This window comes from Frankia gtarii (assembly GCF_025403375.1).
GTDB lineage: Bacteria > Actinomycetota > Actinomycetes > Frankiales > Frankiaceae > Frankia > Frankia gtarii.
Map to the genome: position 1 here is coordinate 1 of NZ_JAMPTM010000367.1, position 5,904 is coordinate 5,904.

Annotated in this window: 7 protein-coding genes and 1 pseudogene; 5 read left to right on the forward strand and 3 right to left on the reverse strand. The window is 70.4% G+C overall.

Annotation, left to right across the window (positions count from 1 at the left end):
• The 5 genes and pseudogenes from NBZ83_RS29575 to NBZ83_RS29595 all read left to right on the forward strand — a co-directional run.
• Window positions 1–155: pseudogene (locus NBZ83_RS29575) on the forward strand (flavodoxin); the annotation flags it as partial.
• 72 nt (window positions 156–227) lie between these two features.
• The gene (locus NBZ83_RS29580; RefSeq protein WP_013874180.1) at window positions 228–473 is read left to right on the forward strand and encodes a hypothetical protein; all 246 of its coding nucleotides are present in this window, start codon (window positions 228–230) and stop codon (window positions 471–473) included.
• Complete coding sequence (locus NBZ83_RS29585) at window positions 470–871, forward strand: type II toxin-antitoxin system VapC family toxin (RefSeq protein ID WP_261576268.1); 402 nt, start codon at window positions 470–472, stop codon at window positions 869–871. Before NBZ83_RS29580 ends, NBZ83_RS29585 begins: the two co-directional genes overlap by 4 nt.
• Before the next feature lie 363 nt (window positions 872–1,234).
• Window positions 1,235–2,230, forward strand: a complete 996-nt coding sequence (locus NBZ83_RS29590) for an aldo/keto reductase (RefSeq protein WP_261567855.1) — start codon at window positions 1,235–1,237, stop codon at window positions 2,228–2,230.
• 163 nt (window positions 2,231–2,393) lie between these two features.
• A complete protein-coding gene (locus NBZ83_RS29595) occupies window positions 2,394–3,101 on the forward strand; it encodes a metal-dependent hydrolase (RefSeq protein ID WP_261567856.1) in 708 nt (235 codons plus the stop codon).
• Window positions 3,102–3,223: 122 nt separating this feature from the next.
• Here NBZ83_RS29595 and NBZ83_RS29600 read toward each other — a convergent pair whose 3' ends face one another.
• The 3 genes from NBZ83_RS29600 to NBZ83_RS29610 all read right to left on the reverse strand — a co-directional run bounded on the left by NBZ83_RS29600 (window position 3,224) and on the right by NBZ83_RS29610 (window position 5,620).
• Window positions 3,224–3,673 carry a redoxin domain-containing protein gene (locus tag NBZ83_RS29600; protein WP_308203840.1) on the reverse strand — a complete coding sequence of 150 codons (450 nt, stop codon included), beginning with the start codon at window positions 3,671–3,673 and terminating at the stop codon, window positions 3,224–3,226.
• 316 nt (window positions 3,674–3,989) lie between these two features.
• Window positions 3,990–5,135, reverse strand: a complete 1,146-nt coding sequence (locus NBZ83_RS29605; protein ID WP_261567902.1) for an RNA polymerase sigma factor — start codon at window positions 5,133–5,135, stop codon at window positions 3,990–3,992.
• Between the two features lie 77 nt (window positions 5,136–5,212).
• The gene (locus NBZ83_RS29610) at window positions 5,213–5,620 is read right to left on the reverse strand and encodes a YciI family protein (RefSeq protein WP_261567858.1); all 408 of its coding nucleotides are present in this window, start codon (window positions 5,618–5,620) and stop codon (window positions 5,213–5,215) included.
• Window positions 5,621–5,904: the final 284 nt, after the last annotated feature.

A 5,904-nucleotide genomic window follows, 5' to 3' on the forward strand; every position in this document is an offset into this window, starting at 1 on the left:
GTGCGGGGTGCGGGGTGCGGGCGGTGGAGTCGATCGCTACCGGCCTGCGCTGGCGGCGGTTGCGCGAGTCGGTGACGGTGATCGGTACCTCGGACGCGAAGGACCGGGAGGCATGCTGGGAGCTGGGCGCCAGCACGGCGGCGAGCCTGATGCCCTGGCGCTCGGGTCTGGTTGGGTACCGAGGATGCATTCATGCGCCATGCATGAACGGGTGGTAGCGTGGACATGTGAGCGAGTCCGCCGACGTGGGCATCATCCAGGTGCGCGATGTCGATCCGACGACGCTCGCGGTCCTCCGCGAGCGCGCTAGATCGCTCGGCCAGTCACTGTCCGGGTACTTGCGGGACCTGATGGATGCCGACGCGGCCACGGAGACCAACGCCGAGGTCATCGCCCGCATCGCCCGTGACAGGGAACCGGTGGAGCTCACCATGGACGACATCCTCGCGGCGCGCGACGAGGGACGGCGTTGACCCTCACGTACGTGGTTGACTGCTCGCTCGTCATTGATGTGCTGTCCGTCCGCGATGGCGACGAGGTGCTCCGGCAGCACCTGTCCGCCCCGCGCACGCTGCACGCCCCGCACCATCTCGACGTCGAGGTCGCGTCAACAGTCCGCGGGCTTGCCGCCGGAAAGAAGATCACCGACCATCGCGGCGAGCAGATGCTGGCTGACTACGCGCGTCTGCGGATCGCCCGTCATCCGGTCTGGCCCTACCACCCCCGGATGTGGGAGCTGCGGCACAACCTCGGCGCCTACGACGCCGCCTACATCGCGCTCGCCGAAGCACTCGGCTGCGACCTGCTCACAGGCGACACCAAGCTCAAGAACGCTGCCGGACACCGCGCGACGGTCATCGTCACCCGGTAGTAGAAGCGGGCACGCTTCCCCAGGGACGACCAACGACCCAGCACCCTTGAAGCGACGGTCACGGCCAGCCTGATGCCCGCATGACCCGGGTTGAGCATCAGGTCGACAACGAGCGTGCGGACGTTGCTCGCCAGCGAGGTGGCACCGTAGCCCTCGTTGCCTCCTGCCGTGACATCCGTCGGGCGCCACGGCACAGGGCAGAAGCCGGACCGGTGGGACCTCGGCGCCACGTGGCGCCGAGCGCTGACCCGTCGTGACGGGCTTGACCTGGAGCGCGCTCGAAGTTGGAGACTGGGGTATCGGCACGGTGCCCGTCTCATGGCGGCGCCGACTGATCCCTCATGGGAGAGGACTTCACCCAGGATGCAGTTCACTCAACTCGGTCGTTCCGGTCTGTCCGTCTCGCGCCTGTGCCTGGGCACGATGAACTTCGGTCCGCTGACCAACGAGACCGATTCCCATAAGATCATGGATTCGGCGCACGGGTACGGGATCAACTTCTTCGACACGGCCAACGTCTACGGCCTGCGCTCGGCCGGTGTGTCGGGCCTCGGCGAGGGCGTGGGCCACACCGAGTCGATCGTCGGCCGCTGGTTCGCGCAGGGCGGCGGGCGCCGGGAGCGCACCGTGCTGGCGACCAAGGTCTACGGCGCCATGGGGGAGTGGCCCAACGAGGGCAGGCTGTCGGCGCTCAACATCCGCCGTGCCCTGGACGCGAGCCTGACCCGCCTGCAGACCGACTACATCGACCTCTACCAGTTCCACCATGTCGACCGCGCCACCCCGTGGGACGAGATCTGGCAGGCCATCGACGTCGCCGTCACGGCTGGCAAGATCCTCTACGTCGGCAGCAGCAACTTCGCGGGCTGGCACATCGCCCAGGCGCAGGCTGCCGCGGCCCAGCGCGGGACGTTCGGGCTGGTCAGCGAGCAGCCGATCTACAACCTCCTCACCCGGGAGATCGAGCTGGAGGTGCTGCCCGCCGCGCAGCACTACGGCGTGGGCCTCCTGCCGTGGTCGCCGCTGCAGAGCGGGCTGCTCGGCGGCGTGTTGCGCAAGGAGCGCGAGGGCAGGCGGCGCCTCGAAGGGCGTGCCGCGCAGTCCCTGGAGGCCAGGCGCCCCCAGATCGAGGCCTACGAGGACTTCGCCGCCGAGCTCGGCCACGAGCCCGGCGACGTCGCGCTCGCCTGGCTGCTGCACCAGCCGGCCGTCACCGCGCCGATCGTCGGCCCGCGCATCCAGCAGCAGCTTGACGACGCTGTCCGGGCGCTCGACGTCCACCTGGACGAGAAGGCGCTTGCCCGGCTGGACGAGATTTTCCCGGGCTACCGGACGGCCCCCGAGCACTTCGCCTGGTAGCAAAGACCGCTCGCTGCGGTCCGTGAAGCCCGCCAGGAACCCGGCGCCACCGCCGTGGCGTCACGGCTGGCCCGGCCGGACCGGCCGGGCACGCCCGGTGTGGCCGGTGGAAACGTCGGGCTAGAGTCCGCCGAATGTCGATCCATGAGGTTTGTCAGCGGTGATGGGGCGGACGCATGCGCTGAGCGGTGCGGCGCTCTGGCTGGCCGTCGTGCCTGTCCTGGGCCGGCAGGACTGGCTGGGGACCTACGCGCTGTCGTTGTCGTCCCATCAGGTGATGGCTGGCGGGGTGGTGGCCGCGGGTGCGGGCCTGCTGCCCGACATCGACCATCCCAATGGCCGGATCGCGAACACCCTCGGCCCGGTCAGTCGGACGATCTGCCGATGGGTGAGCCGGGCCAGCGGCGGCCATCGGCACGCCACCCACTCCCTGCTTTTCGCGCTCGCCATGGGTGTTGCGATGAGCCTGTTGGCGGACCATTTACGGTATGGCTGGTGGGCGGCGCTGTTCGTCCTCGTCGGCTTCGGGCTGCGCGGCCTCGGCCTGGACTTCGAGGGGCACGAGTTCTGGTCGGGTCTGAAGGACTGCGTGACGGCTGGGGTCGCCGTCTATCTGATGCACGGCCTGGACATGGGCTTCGTCGCCTACCCGGTTGTCCTGGGGTGCCTTGCGCACCTGATCGGTGACTGCCTGACCCCCCGAGGCTGCCTCCTGCTCTGGCCGGTGAACTGGCGGATGGGGGTCGTCCTGGTCCCCCGCACCGACGGCAGGGTCGAACGCCTGGTGGTGGTACCTGTGCTGGCCGGCGTCATCGTCATCCTGACGGTCCGCGTGCTGGGCGGCGCCCTCCTGCCCCACGGGTGGCGCTGACGCCTTTCTGACCGCGCTCATCTGGCCAGCCGTCGGCGATCGGGCCTGGCCGGGTGAGCGGGTGGCGCTGTATGGGCCGCGGTGGACCCGCGTTGTCGAGTCGGACGCGTCCACCGGCCGTCCTATCTGCCCAACGCGGCCAGCGCGCTGTCGGCGTGCGTGTTCATGTTCAGCTCACTGCTGATGGCCTCGATGATGACCCGGTCCGTACCGATCACGAAGGTGGCGCGCTTGACCCGCAGCAGGTCGATCGGCCGCTTCACGCCGAACGCGCGCGACACGCTGCCGTCGGCGTCCGAAAGCAGCGGATAGTCGAAGGAGTGTTTGTCGGAGAACTTCTTCTGCTTGTCCACGGTGTCCGTGCTGATACCGACCCGCTGGGCGCCGATCTTGGCGAACTCCGCCGCGAGGTCCCGGAAATGACAGCTCTCCGCGGTGCAGCCCTTGGTCATCGCCGCCGGGTAGAAGAACAGGACGACCGGACCGTCCGTCAGGAGAGTGGAAAGCCTGCGAGGGGTGTTGACCTCGTCCGGCAGCTCGAAGTCTGGCGCGGTGTCGCCGACACGCAGCATCTGTGCGCTCCTCATTTTGGGCTGGGCGACGGGCATCGACCCGGCGTCCAGGGCCGTCGAAGCGACGGCCAATTTCATACGCTATCCCGCCCCGGTGACGCTCCGCACGAGATGAGCGGCCGATGACGACCCGATCGGCGCGGCCCGGACGGACGTTGAGACCGGTTCGAACTCTTCCCACCACCGGGTAGAGACCCACGGTGTTCGCCGCGGCGTCGTTGGCCCTGAACGCGATCCGCTTGCCGAAGTACGCCCATCGGAGCTGGGCCATCTTCACCGGGCACTTCACCGGGCCGGTCTGTTGGGACACCATCCGTCAGTGGTGCCGGCGGGCGTTGAGCCGGGCGGCCTGGCGCGTCAGGTGGTCGCGTTCGGCGAGGTTGGGTGCCTTGTGGGCCGCTTCGGCGTACAGCTGTGCCGCCGTCGCCTGGTCGCCGTCGCGTTCGTGGAGGTAGGCCGCCACCGCGGTGTGGCGGGGCAGCGAGTCGTCCAGCGTGGCGAGTGCCGCCAGGCCGGCGCGTGGTCCGTCGGCCTGGCCGACGGCCACCGCGCGGTTGAGCCGGACGACCGGGCTGTCGGTCAGGCGCGCGAGCTCGTCGTACCACTCGACGATCTGCACCCAGTCGGTCTCCCCGGCGGTGGGCGCGTCGGCGTGCAGCGCCGCGATGGCGGCCTGGGCCTGGAACTCGCCGAGGCGGTCGCGGGCGAGGGCCGCCTGCAGGATCTCGACGCCCTCGGCGATCGACTCGGTGTCCCACCGGCGGCGGTCCTGCTCGGCGAGTGGCACCAGGCTGCCGTCGGGCGTGGTCCGGGCGGCGCGCCGGGCGTGGTGGAGCAGCATGAGGGCGAGTAGTCCCGCCACCTCGGGGTGGTCGATCACGGCCGTGAGCTGCCGGGTGAGCCGGATGGCCTCGGCGGCGAGGTCGACGTCGCCGGAGTAGCCCTCGTTGAAGACCAGGTAGAGGACGCGCAGCACGGTGGCGACGTCGCCGGGCTGGTCGAACCGCACGCTGGCCACGGTGCGCTTGGCCCGGCTGATGCGCTGCGCCATGGTCGCCTCGGGCACCAGGTAGGCGTGGGCGATCTGGCGGGTGGTCAGCCCGCCGACGGCGCGCAGCGTGAGCGCGACCGCGGACGACGGCGTCAGCGACGGGTGGGAGCACAGGAAGTAGAGCTGGAGGGTGTCGTCCACGGCGGGTGCGGGGCCGGGTGCCGGCTCGTCGTCGAAAAGGTCCTCTCGCCGACGGCGGGCCGTGTCCGCCCGGGTCGCGTCGAGGAACCGGCGCCAGGCCACGGTGACCAGCCAGCCCTTCGGGTCCCGCGGTGGGGCGGTCGGCCAGACGCGGACCGCCTCGACCAGCGCGTCCTGCATGGCGTCCTCGGCCGCCGCGAAGTCGGCTCCGCGGCGCACGAGGATCCCGAGCACGCTCGGCGTGAGGCTGCGGAGCAGGACCTCGTCCACCCGCAGAGGTCCGTTCACGTCGCAGGTCCGTTCACGTCGCAGGTCCGTTCACGTCGGAGGTCCGTTCACGTCGCAGGTCACTGCGTGATGGTGGGTGGCGCGGTCAGGAACGGGCGTACCTCGAGCCACTCGTGGATCGGTTTCCCGCCCGCCCCGGGGGCGGCCGACAGCTCCCCGGCCAGCTCGAGGGCGCGTTCGTAGCTGTCGACGTCGATTATCATCCAGCCGGCGACGAGGTCCTTGGTCTCGGCGAACGGGCCGTCGGTGACCGGCGGGCGGCCCTCGCCGTCGTACCGGACGAACGTCCCCTCGGGGGCGAGCGCCTGACTGCCGACGAACTCGCCGGTCTCCTCGAGCCGGGCCGCGAAGTCGTTCATGTACTGCACGTGGGCCGAGATCTCCGCCGGCGTCCACCGGTCCATGGGTACGTCGTTGACCGCGGCCGGGGCGCCGCGGTAGTGCTTGAGCAGCAGGTACTTGGCCATCGGGTTTCTCCTCGGTGCTGGGGCGGCCCATGGTGGCCGCGTTCGTCGCGGGGACGGAGCCAGCCACGGGTTCTCGACATCGCCGTCCGCGCGACGCCGTCCGCCTGGCCGAGACACCGACACCGGCCTCGCCCTCGTGCCGGATGATCCGCGCGGCTCGCACCGCCCAGCCGCTGCGCGACCCCTACGCCTCGATCGCACCCTGACGGTCACCGAACCGGCGTGACGCCCAGCATGATGTTGTCGACCACCTGGCAGTAGAACGCGAAACCACCGCCACCGCC

Bases quoted from the DNA above. Each gene is read 5' to 3' on its own strand.
- NBZ83_RS29590 (WP_261567855.1), top strand. From the start codon at position 1,235: ATGCAGTTCACTCAACTCGGTCGTTCCGGTCTGTCCGTCTCGCGCCTG.
- NBZ83_RS29595 (WP_261567856.1), top strand. From the start codon at position 2,394: ATGGGGCGGACGCATGCGCTGAGCGGTGCGGCGCTCTGGCTGGCCGTC.
- NBZ83_RS29600 (WP_308203840.1), bottom strand. From the start codon at position 3,673: ATGCTGCGTGTCGGCGACACCGCGCCAGACTTCGAGCTGCCGGACGAG.
- NBZ83_RS29610 (WP_261567858.1), bottom strand. From the start codon at position 5,620: ATGGCCAAGTACCTGCTGCTCAAGCACTACCGCGGCGCCCCGGCCGCG.